This is a genomic window from Burkholderia singularis (genome assembly GCF_001718875.1).
Taxonomy (GTDB): domain Bacteria; phylum Pseudomonadota; class Gammaproteobacteria; order Burkholderiales; family Burkholderiaceae; genus Burkholderia; species Burkholderia singularis.
This window is the reverse complement of sequence record NZ_CP013449.1, coordinates 1,313,488-1,332,047: the sequence shown is the minus strand read 5'-3', so window position 1 is coordinate 1,332,047 and position 18,560 is coordinate 1,313,488. Positions and strand designations below refer to the sequence as shown.

The 18,560-nt window shown below is 63.1% G+C and carries 18 protein-coding genes; 12 read left to right on the top strand and 6 right to left on the bottom strand.

The features are described from left to right. Positions 1 to 87 precede the first annotated feature (87 nt). The gene (locus AQ611_RS21315; protein ID WP_059520300.1) at positions 88 to 606 is read right to left on the bottom strand and encodes a metal-dependent hydrolase; all 519 of its coding nucleotides are present in this window, start codon (positions 604 to 606) and stop codon (positions 88 to 90) included. Positions 607 to 829: 223 nt separating this feature from the next. Here AQ611_RS21315 and ggt point away from each other — a divergent pair, with 223 nt between their 5' ends. Further along, positions 830 to 2,548 (top strand): gamma-glutamyltransferase, encoded by a 1,719-nt coding sequence (ggt, locus tag AQ611_RS21310; protein ID WP_059520301.1) that lies wholly within the window; start codon positions 830 to 832, stop codon positions 2,546 to 2,548. Positions 2,549 to 2,793: 245 nt separating this feature from the next. Here ggt and AQ611_RS21305 read toward each other — a convergent pair whose 3' ends face one another. Next, positions 2,794 to 4,224 (bottom strand): TolC family protein, encoded by a 1,431-nt coding sequence (locus tag AQ611_RS21305; RefSeq protein ID WP_083237495.1) that lies wholly within the window; start codon positions 4,222 to 4,224, stop codon positions 2,794 to 2,796. A 282-nt stretch (positions 4,225 to 4,506) separates the two neighbouring features. Here AQ611_RS21305 and AQ611_RS26215 point away from each other — a divergent pair, with 282 nt between their 5' ends. The 8 genes from AQ611_RS26215 to ilvA all read left to right on the top strand — a co-directional run bounded on the left by AQ611_RS26215 (position 4,507) and on the right by ilvA (position 14,403). Then, positions 4,507 to 4,680 (top strand): hypothetical protein, encoded by a 174-nt coding sequence (locus AQ611_RS26215; protein WP_069236444.1) that lies wholly within the window; start codon positions 4,507 to 4,509, stop codon positions 4,678 to 4,680. 269 nt (positions 4,681 to 4,949) lie between these two features. Further along, complete coding sequence (locus AQ611_RS21295) at positions 4,950 to 5,147, top strand: hypothetical protein (protein WP_059520304.1); 198 nt, start codon at positions 4,950 to 4,952, stop codon at positions 5,145 to 5,147. 129 nt (positions 5,148 to 5,276) lie between these two features. Then, a complete protein-coding gene (locus tag AQ611_RS21290; protein WP_069235965.1) occupies positions 5,277 to 7,400 on the top strand; it encodes a peptidase domain-containing ABC transporter in 2,124 nt (707 codons plus the stop codon). Beyond that, positions 7,397 to 8,419, top strand: a complete 1,023-nt coding sequence (locus tag AQ611_RS21285; protein WP_069235964.1) for a lysophospholipid acyltransferase family protein — start codon at positions 7,397 to 7,399, stop codon at positions 8,417 to 8,419. Before AQ611_RS21290 ends, AQ611_RS21285 begins: the two co-directional genes overlap by 4 nt. An 11-nt stretch (positions 8,420 to 8,430) precedes the next feature. Then, positions 8,431 to 9,729: an HlyD family secretion protein gene (locus AQ611_RS21280; protein WP_059520307.1), complete on the top strand. Its 1,299-nt coding sequence runs from the start codon at positions 8,431 to 8,433 to the stop codon at positions 9,727 to 9,729. Positions 9,730 to 9,735: 6 nt separating this feature from the next. Then, on the top strand, positions 9,736 to 11,217 hold the full coding sequence (locus AQ611_RS21275; RefSeq protein ID WP_069235963.1) for an OmpW/AlkL family protein: 1,482 nt from the start codon (positions 9,736 to 9,738) through the stop codon (positions 11,215 to 11,217). Between the two features lie 448 nt (positions 11,218 to 11,665). Continuing rightward, positions 11,666 to 12,595, top strand: coding sequence for a polyphosphate kinase 2 (ppk2, locus tag AQ611_RS21270; RefSeq protein ID WP_059520309.1), 930 nt, complete (start codon positions 11,666 to 11,668; stop codon positions 12,593 to 12,595). Positions 12,596 to 12,819: 224 nt separating this feature from the next. Further along, complete coding sequence (ilvA, locus tag AQ611_RS21265) at positions 12,820 to 14,403, top strand: threonine ammonia-lyase, biosynthetic (protein WP_083237494.1); 1,584 nt, start codon at positions 12,820 to 12,822, stop codon at positions 14,401 to 14,403. Between the two features lie 101 nt (positions 14,404 to 14,504). Here the strand turns inward: ilvA and AQ611_RS21260 are convergent, their stop codons facing one another. From AQ611_RS21260 to AQ611_RS26210, 4 genes are all read right to left on the bottom strand, one after another. Further along, positions 14,505 to 15,575: a DMT family transporter gene (locus AQ611_RS21260; RefSeq protein ID WP_069235962.1), complete on the bottom strand. Its 1,071-nt coding sequence runs from the start codon at positions 15,573 to 15,575 to the stop codon at positions 14,505 to 14,507. A 71-nt stretch (positions 15,576 to 15,646) separates the two neighbouring features. Further along, entirely contained in the window at positions 15,647 to 15,925 is a 279-nt protein-coding gene (locus AQ611_RS21255) for a hypothetical protein (RefSeq protein WP_146011820.1), read from the bottom strand. Positions 15,926 to 15,947: 22 nt separating this feature from the next. Continuing rightward, positions 15,948 to 16,538: an IMPACT family protein gene (locus tag AQ611_RS21250; protein ID WP_059519667.1), complete on the bottom strand. Its 591-nt coding sequence runs from the start codon at positions 16,536 to 16,538 to the stop codon at positions 15,948 to 15,950. Positions 16,539 to 16,676: 138 nt separating this feature from the next. Beyond that, positions 16,677 to 17,057 carry a hypothetical protein gene (locus AQ611_RS26210; protein WP_069235960.1) on the bottom strand — a complete coding sequence of 127 codons (381 nt, stop codon included), beginning with the start codon at positions 17,055 to 17,057 and terminating at the stop codon, positions 16,677 to 16,679. Positions 17,058 to 17,082: 25 nt separating this feature from the next. Between AQ611_RS26210 and AQ611_RS21240 the strand changes: the two genes are divergently transcribed. The 3 genes from AQ611_RS21240 to AQ611_RS21230 all read left to right on the top strand — a co-directional run bounded on the left by AQ611_RS21240 (position 17,083) and on the right by AQ611_RS21230 (position 18,449). Further along, positions 17,083 to 17,559 carry a universal stress protein gene (locus AQ611_RS21240; protein ID WP_069235959.1) on the top strand — a complete coding sequence of 159 codons (477 nt, stop codon included), beginning with the start codon at positions 17,083 to 17,085 and terminating at the stop codon, positions 17,557 to 17,559. Between the two features lie 16 nt (positions 17,560 to 17,575). Then, entirely contained in the window at positions 17,576 to 17,764 is a 189-nt protein-coding gene (locus AQ611_RS21235; RefSeq protein ID WP_059519664.1) for a DUF2964 family protein, read from the top strand. A 442-nt stretch (positions 17,765 to 18,206) separates the two neighbouring features. After that, entirely contained in the window at positions 18,207 to 18,449 is a 243-nt protein-coding gene (locus AQ611_RS21230; RefSeq protein ID WP_069235958.1) for a hypothetical protein, read from the top strand. Positions 18,450 to 18,560 lie beyond the last annotated feature (111 nt).

Below are 18,560 nucleotides of genomic sequence, written 5' to 3'. Positions count from 1 at the left end.
CTCGATCGGGATGATTGGTTTAGAAGAAAAGCGATTCGCCGCCGCGCCGGTGCGGGCGCGCTTGATCGACGGGGCGCTCGTTCGCGGTCAAACCCGCCGCAACCATCCGAGCCAATGCGCGAGCGGCGTCGCATGTCCCCACGCCGCTTGCGTGAGCCATAGCGCGCCGGCCCAGGCCGCCGCGACGACGATCAGATCGCAGTGCCCGCTGTTCCACCAGTTCAGCGAATGACGCTTCCAGATCCACGGAATGCCGAGCGGGTTCGGCCAGTCTGCGATCAGATGGACGAGGCCGCCGCACGCAAAGCCGACGAGCGGCGCGGCCCACGGATGCCCGTGCCCGAGCGAGCGGTAAGCAAACACGAACGCCGCGAGCCACGCGATGCCCCAATGCGTGACGGTGCGATGCGTGATCCAGCGCCGTCGCGAGCGGCGCCACCATGCAAGTTCGAGCCAATCGGGCGCGGTGCCGCCCGCGACGCCGGCCGCGAATGCCGCGATGCAAAAGAGGTGCGACGGTCCCGCCGCGCCCGCCTGCGCGACCAGCGCCGCGGCGACTAGACCCGCGGCCCAGCCGCTTGCATGATGTGCTGCTTGTGATGCCATTGCGTATTGCGCTGCGCGTGCGGCCGGAAAGGAAAGGGGGCGCTATCTTCGCAGATTCGGCCACGGCCTGGCACGCGGTGGCGGATAAAAATTTTTCAGTGTGTGCCCGGATGGGTAGAACTGACCATTTTTGACTGAATTCGCAACCGTGCTATAAGGGCCTGCTCAGGGGCGTTCTGCCCCAATTTCAGCGAAACGAGGAGATTGAGATGGGAGACAATCAATGAACGCCGCCAACCGCTTCAAATCGTCGATGCTCGCGACGCTGCTGGGCGCAGCCGTCGCGAGCTTTCTGCCCGTCGCGCCTGCGGTGGCCAAAGCGCCGCAGCATGTCGTGCTGGACGGCTCGGCCGTCGCCGTCGCCGACAAATACAGCGCCGATGCGGCCCAGCAGATTTTCAAGCAGGGCGGCAATGCGGTCGATGCCGCGGTGGCGATCGCCTTCACGCTGGCAGTCACGTATCCGGAAGCCGGCAACATCGGCGGCGGCGGCTTCATGAACATTTATGTCGACGGCAAGCCGTATTTTCTCGACTTTCGGGAGCGCGCGCCGCTTGCCGCGACGAAGGACATGTATCTCGACAAGGACGGCAACGTCGTCAGCGGCATGAGCCTGTACGGCTACCGTGCGGTTGGCGTGCCGGGCACGGTGGCCGGGATGTGGGAGGCGCACAAGCGCTTCGGCAAGCTGAAATGGAAGCAGGTGCTCGCGCCGGCGATCCACTACGCGCGCGACGGCTTCATCGTCGACGAGCAGCTCGCGCAGCGTGGCGTCGACGCGTCGAAGGAGTTCGGCGGCAAGACCAACTACGATCAATATTTCGGCACCCTGAAGACCGGCGCGAACTTCAAGCAGCCGGATCTCGCGGCGGTGCTCACGCGCATTTCGAACGACGGCGCGAAGGATTTCTACGACGGCAAGACGGCCGATCTGATCGCGGCCGCGATGAAGCAGGGCGGCGGCCTGATCACGAAGCAGGATCTCGCGCAGTACAAGGCGGTCTGGCGCCAGCCGATCGAGGCGAACTGGAACGGCTATCGCGTCTACACCGCGCCGCCGCCGAGTTCGGGCGGCATCGGGCTCGTGCAGCTTCTGAAGATGAAAGCCGATCGCCGGGCGGATTTCGACGGCGTGACGCTGAATTCGCCGCAATACGTGCATTTGATCGCGGAGATCGAGAAGCGCGTGTTTGCCGATCGCGCGCAGTATCTCGGAGACCCCGATTTCTACAAGGTGCCCGTCGCACAGCTTATCGACGATGCGTACATCGCCAAGCGCGCGGCCGACGTGAATCCGACGCAGCCGTCCGACACGAAGAGCGTGCTGCCGGGGCTCGGCACGTCGATGCCGGAGAAAGCGGAAACGACGCACTTCTCGGTGGTCGACAAGTGGGGCAACGCGGTGTCGAACACGTACACGCTCAACGGCTACTTCGGCTCGGGCGTCGTCGCCGAAGGCACCGGCATCGTGCTGAACGACGAGATGGACGATTTTTCCGCGAAACCGGGCGTCGCGAACATGTTCGGCGTGGTCGGCAGCGATGCGAATGCGATCGAGCCGAAGAAGCGTCCGCTGTCGTCGATGTCGCCGACGATTCTGACGAAGGACGGCAAGGTCGCGCTCGTCATCGGCACGCCCGGCGGCTCGCGGATCTTCACGTCGATCTTCCAGGTCATCACCAACCTGTACGATTTCAAGATGCCGCTGCACGATGCGGTTGCCGCGATGCGCTTTCATCACCAGCTCTTGCCCCCGAACACCATCTTCTGGGAGCCGTACCGGCCGATCGACGGCGATCTCGCGAAGGGGATCGAGGCGAAGGGCTACACGCTGAAGGGGCAGGACTTTAGCGGCGATATCCAGGCCATCCGGATCGACGGCAAGACGCCCGAGGCGGTGTCCGATCCGCGCGGCCGGGGCGTGTCGCGCGTGATCCGCTAAATAAGCGCGCTCCCCGCTGGGCAGGCGGGGAGCGCGATCGTAGCGCAGGCCGGCCGGTTTTTCTTTTCCTTTTGCGCTTGCAAAGCCCGCTGCCCGGCCATCTCAAAAAACATGCTTCGGATAACGTATCGCATGGTTTGTTCGTGAAACGGGCCTGATCGGTTCACGCCGATCAGGCCCGTTTCATGACGGCTGCCGCCTTTAAAGCCGCCGCAAGCCGGCTTTCACGTCCGCGGCCGTCGCGTTCACTGATTCCTCGAATTCGGTGTTTCCGCGTTGCTGTCGAGGAAGTTGTCGACGGCGACGAGCGACTGCTCGTTCAACGTGCCGAGAACGCTCTTGAGCTTCAGTTGCAGCTTGAGCGCATCGAGATAGCTTTCGAAAAGCTTCTCGCGGATATTCGAGATATCCTTGCGCAGGTTCAGCGTCTCGTAGGTCGTGCTGTAGCCGACGCTGTGCGCCTTCATCGATGAATCATACGCAAGCTGCGCCGCCTGCAGCGACTGCTGAAGCGCCAGGATGCGCGCGCCGATCGATTGCAGCGACGCAAGCGCTTCGCGATGATCGGTGCTCAGCTGCTGCTCGACTTCGCGCAACCGGTTCTGATATTGCGCGGCGACGTATTGCGCTTCGACATGCCGGTAGTACACGCTTCCGCCGGAGAAAATCGGGATCGTGACCTGTACGCCCATTGCGCTCTGGTGGAAATTGGACTGATCGGTGACGCCGCGCAGGTTCGGGTTGAGGCCGCGCGAATACGAGGCGAACAAGTCGACGGTCGGCAAGTGCTCGGCGTTGATCCGCTTGGACGTAAGCTGCGCGGTGCGCAGATCGCGATACGCCTGTTGATACGACGGATTGTCTTGCGGCGCGTAATCGCCCGACGGAATGCGGGGCGACGTGCCGTGCATCGCAAGACGCGGCCAGCGCGCGAAATCGATTTCGGAGCCGAGCAGCGTTTCGTAGCGTGCCTTGCGCGCCTCGACTTCGGTGCCGGCAATCAGCGCCTCGGATTTCGCGAGGCTGCGCCGCGCCTCGATTTCCGCCGTGTCGCCGATCGTTTTCATGCCGAGCTGCGCCATGCGGCGCGTGTCGCTCGCGAGCCGCGTGAGGGCGTCGACTTCGTCGTCGGCAAGCTGCTGCTTCTCGCGTGCGGACAAAAGATCGAAACAGGCGTTCGCCACGCGCATGATCAGATCCTGGCGCTCGACTTCGAGCTGCTGCCGCGCGGATTCCTCCATTTCGCGCGCACGGCTCATATCGTACAGATACGGCATGTTGAAGAGCGCCTGCGTGACCTGCGCGGCGCCATAGGCGGCATTGTTGGTGCTGCTGACGTTGAACCCGAACAGCTTCGCATTCGTACCGTACCGGCCCCATTCGAGCACGGCGCTCGCCTGCGGCAGCATCTGCGCGCGGGCCTGGGGAAATTTTTGCCGAGCGGCATCGTATGCGGCGCGCGCCTGCAGGAATTTGGGATCGTTGGTGACGGCGTGCTGATACGCTTCATCTAGACAAAACGCACTGGCATTGGTGGGACCGGTGCACAGTGCGATGACTGTCGCAATTCCAGTCACTCCTGTAACATATTTACATAAATTAAAGAATTTTTCTTTTAAGTGAAAACCCGTATATCGAATTTCCGATGATCTATTCAAATCCGATGTTTCAAACATCCTCGTCTCCCTCTCCAGCCTTTCCTCACAAGCCATCGGCGACATAGATTAAACGTTTTAAAATTTAAATTGAAACGCATGCATCTTTTTGGGGAACGTCGCCGCGCCGGAAAGTCGTGATTTCAGGGGATCAGCTAGCTTGTTTCCGGCTTGCCTGCATGATAGCCTGATTCCGGCTAGTAATCGTATCGATAAAAAATTAAATGTCGTTCGGTTATATACGGCCGTTGGCTTTTTTTAGCAGTTCTTGTGGTCTTCTTTATTTTTTACGAGGAGATAGTAATGAAGGTCATGTCGATGGAACAGGCTCAGGAGATCCGTGGTGGTGGCCCGATCAGCTCGATTGGTCTGCTGCTGACCCAAACCGGCCCGGTGTTGAGCTCGCTCGCCACCTTCGCGCCGCAACTGGGGAATTACCTGCAGAACCCGAAGACGTATAACAATCAAGGCAAGTAAGTCGTGCTTTGCGCGGGGAGGCGCCCCCCGCGTATTGTGTGGTTTGCAATCAAGCCATAATGGCGAAGCGGTATTTGCATTAAATGGCAATTCGTTGCCGATCCAGTCGCAAAAGCGCCATCCTTTTGTGCCGGTCGGTGATCGGGCGAAGTATGTCAGGAAGGAGACGGCGCGGTCGAAGCATGTGAGTTCCGGAGCGGGTGTTCGCGCAGGCGGATGCGGGGCCGGAATGTCGTCGAGACCGTTGCTATAAGACAAGGGCTACCCCAATGAAGTCCATATCCGAAGAGCAGGCACGAGACATCCGCGGCGGAGGTTCGATTTACGCCAACTCAGCCAATTACACGATTTCCCTTGTGAATCAAGCGATCGAGCCCACGATGCAGGCACTCCTGGCTCAAGCCCAGTACCAAGCCGTCGAACAATTCAAGATGGCGCTGGGCTCCGGCTCGGGCTCGCATGGGTAAGCCGGCAACTCGCCCGTATTGCTCGTCGCGCGCAGCCGCGACGCTCACGCCGCACCGGCGCGACGGCCTTGAGCCCGAGCGCGCCGCGTGCGGTTCGGCATTATTGTCGTATCCAGCGATTCGCAAGCTATGTGGTTCAATACAAAGAAAGTCCGGCCCATTCTCCAGGATGAGGTAACCGAGTGTGGCCTGGCGTGCATCGCGATGATCGCGACTTGGCACGGCCGCGACACGACGTTACGCACGCTGCGCAATCGCTACCCGGTCAAGATCGATTCTGGCCTGTCGTTTTTCGAGCTGATGGAGATCGCGAACGATCTCGGTCTGCGCTCGCGCGGGCTCCAGTTCGAGGCGAACGAGATCGATGCACTGAAGCTGCCTTGCATTCTGCATTGGGGGATGAACCACTTCGTCGTGTTGACGAAGGTGGGCTACGGCAACGTTCATATCGTCGATCCGGCGCTCGGCGAGACCAAGATGCCGCTCGCGCAGGCGCTCTCGCAGATCACGGGCTATGCGCTCGAACTCAATCCCGATATCGGTTTCAAACATGCCGGCACGACCGACCGGATTCGTCTGCGCGATTATCTGAACGGGCTGACCGGTATTCGCAAGAGCTTGCTGATCGGTGTGGGGGCCGGCATTGCGACGCAATTGCTGCTGCTGCTCGGCCCTTCTTACGTCCAACTGACGATTGACGAGGCGCTGAAGAAAACCGACATCGACATCCTGTATCTGCTGACGATTCTGTTCAGCATCGTGTTTCTGTTCGATACGCTGTACTCGAATCTCGTCGGCAATATCAAGAGCTACCTGCGCAATATCATCTCGCAGCAGCTTTCGTCGAACATGGTCGGACACTTGGCGCGGCTGCCGATCGGCTACTACCTGTTCCACAATACCGGCGATTCGATTTCGCGCGTATCGTCCATGTCCGAGGTTGGGCGCTTTCTGGTCGACGGGTTGATCGGCGGGTTGCTCAATATCGTCACATGCGTGCTGACGCTCGTGCTGATGCTGTATTACAGTCCGGTGCTCGCCGGCATCAGCCTTGCGGGGATGGTGCTGTTCGCGCTGTCGCGGCTGGCGATCCAGCCTCAGTTGCAAGATGCGATGTCGCAAATCCTCACGCGCGGCGCCGAGGCCGACGCGCTGCTGATCGAGAACATCCGTTCCGCGCATTCGATCAAGCTGCTGTCGTCGGAGACGTCGCGCAGCAATCTGTGGGTGAACGCCTTCACGCAGAAACTTCAGGCGATCCGCCAACAGGAACGCCTGCAGCTTCTGTTCGATGCTATCTCGAAGGGCATCGTGCATGTCGAGCAACTGGTGATCGTCACGTATGGCGCGTGGCTCGTGATGCACGGGCAAAGCACGATCGGCGTGATCTACGCGTTCATCCAGTATAAGAACCTGTTTGCGGACAAGTTCATCGATTCGATTCAGCTTTACGTGCGGCGCAAGGTATTGCAGGTCCACATGGATCGCGTCGCCGACGTGCTGCAGACCGAGACCGAGGAGCCGGCGCCCGATGCGGCCGTGCGTTCGGTCGAGCAGTTCGACGGTTCGCTATCGATTCGTTCGTTGAGCTACACGCCGAAGGGCGGCCGCCGCGCGATTCTCGAGAACGTCAACCTCGACGTGCCGGCCGGCTCGAAAATCGCGATCGTCGGGCGTACCGGCAGCGGCAAGACAACGTTGCTGAATCTGATTTGCGGCCTGTACAAGCCTGCGCCGAATATGCTGTTTGTCGGCGGCGTCGATCTATCGGAAGTGAATTTGCGGCTGTACCGCAAGCATATCGCAGCGGTCACCCAGTCCGATCAGCTCTTTCGCGGCACGATCCGGGACAACATCACGAACTTCGCGCCGGCGCCTCGCCTCGGTTCGATGTTCGAGGCGGCGCGCCTCGCATGTATCGATCGCGACATCGATATGCTCGACAACCGCTACGATACGCCGCTGGGCGACACGCAGAAGTTTCTGTCGGCCGGGCAGATGCAGCGCTTGTTGATTGCACGTGCGCTGTATTGCGAGCCGCGCCTGCTGATTCTCGACGAATTCTCGTCGAATCTGGACCAGGCGACGACGCACGAGATCTGCCGCAACGTGCTGACGCTGCCGTGCACGATCGTGCTCGTCACGCATGACGCGTCGATCCTATCGATGGTCGATCGAATCTACGAGATGCGCGACGGCAAGCTTGCCGAGATCGATCGCGCTCAGCAGCAGGAATTCGAGGTGCCAAGATGACGTTGGTTCGGCTCTTTCTATTCAACGCATTCTCGTATTCGTTCTTCATTCGGCGGATCGTCCGGCGCATCGCGCTTGGCCGATCGCCCGAGCAGGGGCTCGGGATGATGCGCTGGTGTTCGCGCACGTGCTTGCGGCTGTTTCCGTCGATCCGCTATTCGATCGAGCGCTCGATCGCGCATATGATGAGCGCGCATCTGAACGACGATCCGACCCGGATCCGGCAGGTCGCCGACCGGGTCGTCAACGAACTGTTCGAGGCCGAGCTTGCGGGCCTCATGCTGCGCACGCATAGCCTGAGTTCGATGAAGACGATGCTCGACGGGATGGAATGCGAAGGCGAGCCGTTGCTGCGCGAGGCGCTTGCGCGCGGCGGCCCGCTGATGCTCGCGGGGCTGCATTTCGGCAACCTGATGATGTTCGTCACGAAGCTGCGTTTCCTGATTCCTGAGGATCGCAAAATGATGATCGTGATGCACAAGGATGCGCCAGGCGCGTTTTTCGACGACGCGCAACGGCTCGTCAACGAATTCGGCGCGGGCAAGATCGATCTGATCGACATCGAGCAGCGCGTGCATCTGCGGCGGCTCATTACCGGCTTGCGCAAGGAGGAGCCGGTGTTCCTGCTGTTCTCCGATTTGCACGGCCGCTTCGGCAAGACCAACCCGTGCCGGCTTGGCGGCCGCTGGATCCGACTCGCCGGAGGCGGCGTGAAGCTGGCGGTCGAGCAGGGCATTCCGCTTCTCGTCGCGTACGCGACCGGCGTGCCGTTTCGCGATCGCTGCACCGTGCATTTCGTCGAGCTCGGTTCGACCACCGGATCGCGGATGCTGAACACGCCGGAGAACGCATCGCGCGTGCTGACGACCCACCAGCTGATCGTCGATCGGCTCGAGGACGCGCTCGTGAAGCAACCTGAGCAGTGGCACTTCTGGGAACACTTCGCCCCGTATTTGATGCCTTCCCCGTTGCTCGAGCACAGCACGCGCGCTTCCGAGCCCGCGCTCAAGAACGTTTGACGAGTATTCCCATGCCTGCCTGGACTGAATCACTGAGAGAGCAAAAGGCACCACGCAAGCTGGCGCGCGGCACGACGTTCGGCACCGTCATCAACGGCGTCGTTGGGGTGCCGGTGTCGATGCGGTTTTTCTGCTACCTGTCGATTGCGATGTTCGCGATGTTCATCATCGCACTCGTGCGCCTTTCATACGCGAATACCGAAAGCGTGGTGGGTACGCTCGCACCGCGCTCGGGGTTGATCGGTGTCGGCGCGCCGCCGGGATGGGCGGTACGCGAGGTATTCGTCACGAAGGATCAATATGTGAAGGCCGGGCAGAAACTGATGAGCGTCACACGTGACACGAGCTTCGTCGCGCAGGCGAACAACGCGCAGGAAATGCGCGACTCGATCAAGCGTCAGCGCGTCGAGGTCAATCAGCAAATGGATGCCGCGAAGCTCGAGTACCAATCGTCGATACAGCAGACCAATCAGCAGATCGCCGCGCTGTCGGAAAGCCGCGGACTCATCGACAAGCAGATCCAGGATCAGCGCCGTATCGTGTCGGAAAACCAGGAGCGGCGCGATCGCGTGAAGCAGCTTCTGAACGAGCAGGTCGTCACGCTCGAGCAGTACAACCAAGTGAACACGCAGTTCCTGCAAGCAAGCCAAGGGCTTCAGGATCTGCTGCTGCGCAAGGCCGATCTCGTGAAGAACATCATGAAGCTGCGCGGCGATCTGGACACGATGCAAAGCAAGTACGACGGCTCGAATGCGGAATTGAAGATCAAGCAGGAAGAACTGAACTCGCGCGAATACAACATCGACGAGAACGTCAACCAGATACTGTATGCGCCGGCCGACGGACAGATCGTGCGCCTCGACGTGGTACAGGGCGGCGTGATCGACCAGTCGAACACACGCGTCGTCGAAATCCTGCCGGCAAAGGCCGACGGGCTGGTCGCCGAGTTGTATATTCCGTCGTCGAAAGCCGGCTTCATCAAGCCGGGTCAGGAAGTGAAGCTCGCGTATGGCAGCTATCCGGTCGAGAAATTCGGCACGTACCGCGGCAAGCTTCTGTCGGTGTCTCCCGTGGCGTTTTCCGCGAAGGAATTGAATTTGCCCACCGATAGCAGCAACGCGACGCAAACTTATTTCAAGAGTTGGGTCGAGCTTGCCGATCGGCAGCCGGTGTTCGAAGGCAAGCCGCTGGCGTTGCGAGCAGGGATGTTGCTGAGGGCGGATATCGTGCTGGAAAAGCGCAGTCTGCTCGAATGGCTGTTTGAGCCGCTCTATCGAATCCGGCAGCGAATGTTTGGCACGCCTGCGTAATCGCTCATGCGCAAGAAGGACAAGCAACACCGTCAACGAGCGTGTCGCGGCTGGCGCGTGCCGGCATCGTGCTGGTTCGGCGCGACGCTCGTGATGTTGGCGGGCGCCGCGCAAGCACAGGACGCGGACTCCACCCGCTGGCGCGACGGCGCAGATGGCATCGGTTTCTATCCGGGCGGCGACGCGCCGGGCTTCGACGCAAGCTCATGGAGAACGCCGGGGCAAGCCGGCAGGACGCGTGGCGCAACGGTGGGCGCCGTTGCGCCGGCTGTCGATCCGAATGCGCCGCCGCGCAGGCTGACCGAAGAAACGATCACGCTCGGGCATGACGCATCGGCTTCGGTCGCGCCCGGCGCGGGTGTGCAAGGTGACGACGGCATCGGTTTTGCCGACGTTCCGAACCGAGCGCCTTCCGAGCGACGGCTATCCGCGAGCGCTCGATCCGAACGCGCCGCGTCGCCGTCGAATTCGACCGATATGTGCGGCGATCACGTGTGCGGCCCCGGCGACGGACCGGTACGCCCGCCCGCGGGTCCGGCGCCGCGCTTCATTGCCGGCGTGCGTTACGATCGGATGCCTTACGAGCTTCATCCGATCGATTCGCAGCAACTGCCGGATTTGCCCGAGGCGCAATGGCCGTCGATTGTCGAGCAACTGCAAGGCGACGACAGCAACATGATTGGGATCGGTTGGCACTATATCGTGACGACCGGCCGCTCGACGCGCGTGACGACGGAGACGGGCGCGCTCGGCATCGGATCTTTCGACAATCCGGGCAGCAGCGTGCAGATCAACAACATGAACACGCTCGCGCTGGCATTCACGCATTTCTTTACCGAGCATGTGACCGCCAAGCTGCTTGCCGGGCTGCCGCCGAAGCTGACGATGTACGGCAAAGGCAGCATCGGTTTGCCGTTCGACAAGATTTTTCCCGGCACGTCGGGCAGTCTGCCGCTCATCAATCTCGCGAACCCGAACAGCAATCCGCTCGGCACGACGCGCGCGTGGCCGATTACGATCTTGATGGAATATTATTTGGGCAAGCGTGAGGATCGATTCCGGCCTTACTTCGGAGCGGGCTTGAGCTATACGCGCTTCACGCACACGAGCCTGAATTCCGTGTTCGCGCAAAAGCTCTCGTCGCTTGGCGGGCTGCTGTCGGCCGGCATGTCGATCGGCACGCTGCAATCGCTGCTTACCAGCCCCGATGCGCTCAACCGGCTGCTGCAAGCAGGCGCCGATTTGATTCTGCCGACCGGTGCGCATGCAACGGCGTCCGTGAGAAGCGCGTGGTCGCCCGTTTTCACGCTCGGCGCGAATTATCAGCTTACCCGTAATCTGTCGCTGTCGGGGTCGCTGACCTACATGGCGCTGCGCACGACGATCAACGTCAATATCAACGATCCGAAGCGGGTACTCGCGAAAAATTCGGTGAAGCTCTCCGCAAACCCGATACTCTGCACGGTTTTGCTCAATTATCGTTTCTGAATCCGAAGCTTTGGAATTCGCAGATCATGCAATGGCCGAAACGGCGGCCTCGGCATTTGTCGGAGGATTCCCGGCGGTCTGGGGCGCAGGGCGCGGCGCGGGCAGCGTCGGCGCGGCAGTGAAGCGTCGGCGAACGCTCAGACGTGGCCTCGCGCTCGCGCGGGCGATTCTTCCGGCCGAGCCGGCCTGAGCGGAGAAGAAAATCGAGGCTGATATGCTTCGGCAAGTTGCGCCGCCCCGGCTTGCCGAAGCGTCGACATGGAGGTCGAGCCGTCTGCGAAAACCAATCGATACCGCCCGATGAGGGAGTAACGCGTTGCTGCGGCCGTCGCTGCCGAAGCTAGGCTCGCGGTGCCGGGCCGCGCGCCGTCATGCCCGCGACACGCCTGGCCTGCGATAATTGCACCGCGGCGTCGCAGACGCGACCAGCATAGGAAAGGAGGCCGGGATGGGCGAGCAGGATACGCAGCGGCGCGACATGGCGCCGTTGGAAGAGCGACAGCGGCGTTTTGAAGAGGATCTCGTCGACGCGTATGACGAGGAACTTGAAATGGAGTTGGACGATCGCCGTTTCGACGACGAATCGATTTTCTCCGAGGAGCGCCGTGACGCGCGCAAGCGCTATTTTCGCGAACTGTTCCGTCTGCAAGGCGAGCTTGTGAAGCTGCAGGACTGGGTTGTGCACACCGGGCATCGGCTCGTCGTGATTTTCGAGGGGCGCGACGCGGCGGGCAAGGGCGGCGCGATCAAGCGCATCACGCAGCGCCTGAACCCGCGCGTGTGCCGGGTGGCCGCGCTGCCCGCGCCGAGCAACCGCGAGCGCACGCAATGGTATTTCCAGCGCTATGTCGCGCATCTGCCGGCCGGCGGCGAGATCGTGCTGTTCGATCGGAGTTGGTATAACCGCGCGGGCGTCGAACGCGTCATGAGCTTTTGCACCGACGACGAATACGAGGAATTTTTCCGCTCGGTGCCTGAATTCGAGAAGATGCTCGCGCGCAGCGGGATCCAGATCATTAAGTATTGGTTTTCGATCACCGATCAGGAACAGGAGACGCGCTTCCAGAACCGCATCGACGACCCTCTCAAGCAATGGAAGCTGAGTCCGATGGATCTCGAAAGCCGGCGCCGCTGGGAGGCGTATACGGCGGCGAAGGAGGAAATGCTGTTGCGCACGCATATTCCCGAAGCGCCTTGGTGGGTGGTGCAGGCCGTCGACAAGAAACGGGCGCGGCTCAACTGCATTCATCATTTGCTGAGCCTCGTGCCGTATCACGATATCGACCGCGAGCCGGTGCATCTGCCGCAGCGCGAGCACCATCCCGACTACATTCGGCGGCCGGTTCCGGACGACATGATCGTGCCGGAGATTTATTGAGCGGGACGGCTGCGGCCGGCGTTCGAGGCTTGACAAATCTTGCCTGCCGGCGCATGCTGCCCCGCATGAACTCGGCTCGCCTTTACTTCGCGCACATTATTATTCGCACCATTCATCGAATGGTGGGTTAGCGCGCGTCCGAGTCTCGATCACTGCAAACCCGCCCCGTGAGGCGGGTTTTTTGTTTCCGCCTGCCGGGACATCCACCATCGAGGAGCCTGTCCATGCAGTCAGCCGGTGCCGTTGAGCAAACGTCTCAAGCCCACACGCCAGGCGCGCTCGCGCCCACGCTCAATGATTATCTGACGTCGATTCTCAACGCTCGCGTGTACGACGTCGCCCGCGAAACGGAGCTTGAACGCGCGCGCAACCTGTCGGTGCGGCTGGGCAACGACGTGTGGCTCAAGCGCGAGGACAACCAGCCGGTGTTTTCGTTCAAGCTGCGCGGCGCGTACAACAAGATGGCGCATATTGACGCCGAGGCGCTCGCGCGCGGCGTGATCACCGCGTCGGCGGGCAACCACGCGCAAGGCGTCGCGTTCTCGGCCGCGCGGATGAACGTGCGCGCGATCATCGTCGTGCCGGTCACCACGCCGCAGGTGAAGGTCGACGCGGTGCGCGCGCACGGCGGGCCGGGCGTGGAGGTGATCCAGGCGGGCGAGTCGTACAGCGACGCGTATGCGCACGCGCTGCGGCTTCAGGCCGAGCGCGGCCTGACGTTCGTTCATCCGTTCGACGATCCGCACGTGATCGCGGGCCAGGGCACGGTCGCGATGGAGATTCTGCGCCAGCACCAGGGGCCGATCCATGCGATTTTCGTGCCGATCGGCGGCGGCGGGCTGGCGGCGGGCGTTGCCGCCTACGTGAAGGCAGTGCGGCCCGAGATCCGGGTGATCGGCGTGCAAACGGACGATTCGTGCGCGATGGCGCAATCGCTTGCGGCGGGGCGGCGCGTCGAGCTGAGCGAGGTCGGGCTGTTCTCGGACGGCACGGCGGTCAAGCTGGTCGGCGACGAGACGTTCCGCCTGTGCGCGGCGCATCTGGACGGGGTCGTGACGGTCGATACCGACGCGCTGTGCGCGGCGATCAAGGACGTGTTCCAGGACACGCGCAGCGTGCTCGAGCCGGCCGGCTCGCTGGCGGTGGCGGGCGCGAAGGCGTATGCGCAGCGCGAGGGGCTGGCCGGCAAGACGCTGGTGGCGATCACCTCGGGCGCGAACATGAACTTCGACCGGATGCGCTTCGTTGCCGAGCGCGCGGAAGTGGGCGAGGCGCGCGAGGCGGTGTTCGCGGTGACGCTGCCCGAGGAGCGCGGCAGCTTCCGGCGCTTTTGCGCGCTCATCGGCGAGCGCAACGTCACGGAGTTCAACTACCGGATTGCGGATGCGCAGACCGCGCATATTTTCGTCGGCGTGCAGATCCGGCAGCGCGGCGAATCGGACGCGATCGCGGCGAACTTCGCCGCGCACGGCTTTGCCACGGTCGACCTGACGGGCGATGAATTATCCAAGCAGCACGTGCGCTACATGGTCGGCGGGCGCTCGCCGCTCGCGCGCGACGAACGGCTGTTTCGCTTCGAGTTTCCGGAGCGCCCGGGCGCGCTGATGAAGTTCCTGTCGGCGATGGCGCCGGAGTGGAATATCAGCCTGTTTCATTACCGGAATCAGGGCGCGGATTACAGCTCGATCCTGGTCGGCCTGCAAGTGCCGCCGGCCGACCATGCGGCGTTCGAGCGCTTCCTGGTCGCGCTCGGCTATCCGTTCTGGGAAGAGAGCAGCAATCCGGCGTACCACCTGTTCCTGGGCTGACATCAATGCGGTAGCCGCGATCGACGGCCGGAAATGAATCGAACCTGTCGATACCGGCCGATTCGAACCGCTACCGCCAGCGCCAAAATAAACGGCCCCGGTCAATGCGAATGGCGGTGATGAATATCCGGAAAATGCGCGTGCGTATGCGTGAGCGGCGTATGCCGATGCGCATGCGTATGCGGTTCGTCGCCATCCCAGTCGAAATCGTGCGTGTGCTGGTGATGTGCGTCGTGGCGATGCCGGTGGCTGTGCTCGAGCGCCTCGTGCGTATGCGGATGCTCATGTCGCTCGCGCAGATGCAGCCAGATGCCGACGGCCATCAACGCCGCTGCCGCCCAAAACGACAGCGCGGGCCATTCAGGCCAAATCGCGAGCGACAACCCCACGCCGAATAGCGGCGCAACCGAAAAATACGCGCCGGTGCGCGCGGTGCCAAGCTCGCGCAGCGCAAGGACGAACAGCACGAGGCTCACGCCGTAGCCGGCGAAGCCGGTCAGCATCGCGGCGGCGACCGCCGGCACGGCTGGCAGCCGCGAGCCGAGCGCAAACGCGATCACGAGATTGACCGTGCCCGCGACCAGGCCTTTGATGCACGCGATCGTCGCGGCGTCGTGGGCCGACACCTTGCGCGTCAGGTTGTTGTCGATCGCCCAGCATGCACACGCCGCCGCGACGAGCAGCGCACCTGCCGGCAGGTGCGCCGCGCCCGGATGCCAGGACAGCAGCACGCCGCCCGCGACGATCGCAGCCATGCCGGCGAGGATCTGCCCATCGACGTTCTCGCGAAACACCAGCCACGCAATCACGGCGGTAAATACGCCTTCGAGATTGAGCAGCAGCGCGCTCGTGGCGGCGGGCGTCGCAGCGAGGCCGAGCATCAACAGCGCGGGGCCCGCCACGCCGCCCGCCATGACCGCGCCGGCGAGCCAGGGCAGTTCCGCCGACGGCAGGCGTGCGGCCACGCTATGGTGCGCATCGGCGGGTTCGCCGCGCGACAGGCGCCGCACCAGGATGAAGACCGCCAGGCCGGCTCCGCTGCCGAGGTAGAACAGCCCGGCGACCATGAACGGCGGCAGGGCGCCGAGCAGCAGCTTCGCGACCGGGGTGGTGGAGCCGAACAGCACGGCGGCGAGAAGCGCGGTAAAGACCGCATGCGTTCGGACGAACATGGGCGTGGCGCGTGCGCGTGAAATAGGGGCAGGGAATGTGACGCAACGATATCGCAAACCCGGCGCGCCGGTCATTCGTTCGGCGCCGGGCGGGCAAAACGCGTCGCGGCGGGACAACATGGCAAGGCGGAGCCGTCGCGGCGACGCGGGATGTCACGAAACGCAGCGCGGCAGGAGGCGCGCGGCGCAAGGCGGCGCGATGAGGTTGGCGGCACCCGGCGCAACGGGCGGCAGGCGCTCCAATGCAATGAACGGTTTGCCGAATTCGGCGCGTGGCGGCGCGCCGCCGCCGCGTCGGCAGCCTCGAGCGTCAACCAGGCGATGCCATTCACGACGGCAAACGCGAACACGAGGCGGCGCGTCCGCACGCGCTCAATCGATCGCGGGAAATCCGGCGCGCCCTTGCGTCAAATCGAACAGTGCATCGCGTGCCGCGTCGCGCGCGGCGGCGGGCAGCCGGATCACGAGTTTGACCGTCATCCCGTACACGCTGTCGACCAGTTCGTGCTTTTCCTGCTCGATCCAGCGGCGCACGCGCGCCTCGTCGGGATAACCCATCTCGATCGCGAGCCGCGCATACGCGATCCGGTCGATGCGCTCGGCGTCGGCGAGCGCGGCGGCGATTGCATCGGTATACGCGCGCACGAGGCCGCCCGCGCCGAGCTTCACGCCGCCGAAATAGCGCACGACGGCGCCGAGCACACCGTCGAGGTCATGATGGCGCAGCACCTCGAGAATCGGGCGCCCGGCCGTGCCGGACGGCTCGCCGTCGTCCGACATGCCGGACTGCCCGCCCGCGAGCAGCGCCCAGCAGACGTGCGTTGCGCCTGGATGTTCGGTGCGCAGGCGCTGTAATTCGACCATCGCGGCGTCACGGCCATCGACCGGAATTGCATAGGCGATGAAGCGGCTCTTGCGGATCTCGATTTCGCGCGTGGTGATGTCGGCGAGTGTGCAGGTCATGTCGGATGTTGCATAACGTTCGATGTATTCAATGATGTAGGCCGTTTCCCGGGTAGGTGAAGCCGTGCCGCTCGAACGGTCTCAGGCAACGGTCGGCCCGCGTTGCGGCGGACGGCGGCCGGGCCGGTGACGGATCGGTCACGAAAAAGGGAATTTTACGGCGTTGCGCATTGCGGCGGTGCGCGGTGCAGTGGCGCGCGGGGGAAGGCCGTCGCGGGGCGCCGTGCATTGCACGAGCGGGCAGGTGCTGCGGCGGTCGAAAAAGCAGCCGCGATTCGGTATGCCGCGCATCGCGGGAGAGCGGACTATCCGGTAGCGGGCTTGAGCGGTTTCGCGCCGACATCGATTCCAATCGGCGCCGATCGGACCGGGGCCGCCCGCACCGTGCCCGGCTCCGGCTGCGATGGCGAGCAGCGACGCCATTTCGGCGCACGTTGCCGCCGAGGGTTGATCGAAGTCAACGCACGGGCGTCGCAGGCCGCCGATCATGATAACGAAGCTACGCGCGACGGTGCGCATGGCGGGTTATCTAGGGGAGTCATCCATGTACCAGAACATCATGGTTGCGATCGACGGCAGCGCGCCGTCGATGCATGCGCTCGCCGAGGCGCTGAAGCTGGCGAAGCTGAGCGGCGCCCATGTGCGCGCCGTCTATGTGATCGATACGTCGGTGCTGTTCACGTATGCGGGTCTCGGCGATCCGCGCGAACTGCTCGAAGACGCGCGCATCGGCGGTGCCGAGGTGTTGACGAACGCGCAAAGCGCGTTGGCGCAAGCGGGCGTGGCGGGCGATACCGAGTTGATCGAGACCGATAGCATTGGCGACGATATCGCGAGCCGATTGGAGCGCTATGTCGAGCAGCACCATTTCGATCTGGCCGTGATCGGCACACACGGGCGTCGCGGCGTGCGTCGTCTGCTGCTGGGCAGCGTCGCGGAACGCTTCGTGCGCACGTCGAGCTGCCCGGTGCTGTTGGTGCGGGCCGACGAGCCGCCGCGCAGCGCGCGTGCGGCGGCCTGATCACGCGGAGCCGGACATGGCGCGCAAACAATATCGGATCGTCGCCGCCACGATCTGCGTTTTTCTGTCGCTCGCAGGCATGATGGCGGTGGTGACCAGCATGCTGTTCGATAACGGCGCGGCGTTGCGCTATGGCGCGATCGGATTGATTGCCGGGATCGCGGGCTTCGTCGTGATGCTCAATCCGGGCGAGAAGCGCACGTAACGTTGTGCAGACCGGGGCGCGAGCGGACGGCGTGTGCCGGTGCCGATTCGAGCGCGCATGTCGAGGCGAGCCAGGCGACGCGAGCGCTGGGGCATCGGATTGTTGCCGGGATGCCGAATACGGTCAAACTCGAGGCGCGTGCATCGCAAGCTTCGCATGCATTTGGCGTCGCCCATTTGACCATCGGCGGGCGTGCCGGGCGGCGGATATCGGAAGGGCGCGATGCGGATTCAATTTTCCGCACATTTCGCCGCGTACTGCGCCCACGATCTGCCTAGGCGCTGTTCGCGCGTCGAGCAAACGTCGGCGACTCGCGCGCGAACGTTGCGCGCACGGCTGAAACGCTTGGAGATCACGTCGACGCCTGCGCGTTGCGTGATCGGAACATTCCCGTGCCCGGCAAGCCGGAAAGTCGATCTCGCTCAGATGCAAGGAGGCGGACATGACGCTGACAGGCACGATTCATACGACGCAATGGTCGGTCGACGTCGACACGTCCGCTGCACCGGAAGGCGGCTATCGCTGCCGCATTCAGGTGGCGCACCAGTCGGCTGGGCAGGCGTTCGAGCGCGCCTTCGAACTTGGCCGCACGTTCACGACCGAGCGCGACGCGGTGCTTGAAGGATTGCGCGCGGGCATGACGTGGATCGAGATGAAAACGTCGCATGCGTTCAACGTAAGTTGACGTGACGGCCGGCTGGTCAGCCGCACGGAGCGATGGCCGGCACGAATCCGACGGTTCCCCGGCGTTGCCTCGTGCCGGCACGCCCGATATGTGCGAAAAATGCCCCGCCAT